The 469-nt window shown below is 54.4% G+C and carries 1 protein-coding gene; it reads right to left on the bottom strand.

Features of this window, described 5'->3' with window-relative positions; all coding sequences use genetic code 11:
- On the bottom strand, positions 1-450 hold a 450-nt coding region (locus tag E2K52_RS14885), incomplete at its 3' end, for a YfaP family protein (RefSeq protein ID WP_151205737.1).
- Positions 451-469: the final 19 nt, after the last annotated feature.

Raw genomic sequence — 469 nt, 5'->3', positions numbered from 1 at the left:
CACCTGATAGCGCCCGTGAACTGGTGCTGGCATGGCGAAAATCTCGGGTCCGTACCCCGTCGTGACATCCATATCCAGTGCACCACTGTTTTTCAGCACGGTGTTACCGTACCAGGCGTGTTCGCCATCGGGCGTGACAACATGGAGATCGAGATCGGTATTGTCCGTATCCCACGAGAGAACCAGCCGTAAACGTGCACGAATCGTTCCTGTACCCGGCGTTGAGTAAAACTGCATTTTTTGCCGGCTTTGCCCATCCGGGCTGATGACCTGCACGCTGTTGCTGCCTTCAGTGAAAATATAAGGGCGTGCAAATGAACCATCGGATTCAATTCTCTGCGGCATACTGGCACCGTTGACCACCAGCCGGCCCTGCTGAACTTTACCCGCCGCAGCATAATTCTTTATTTTGCCGCGGATCTGCGCTGAGATATTTTGATCATCTGCCATGTTGACGGACGACGCCGGG

Origin of the sequence: Acinetobacter sp. RF14B, assembly GCF_006864105.1 — a bacterium.
In the GTDB taxonomy this organism is placed as follows: Bacteria; Pseudomonadota; Gammaproteobacteria; order Pseudomonadales; family Moraxellaceae; genus Acinetobacter; species Acinetobacter lwoffii_C.
This window is presented reverse-complemented; position numbering and strand designations above follow the sequence as displayed.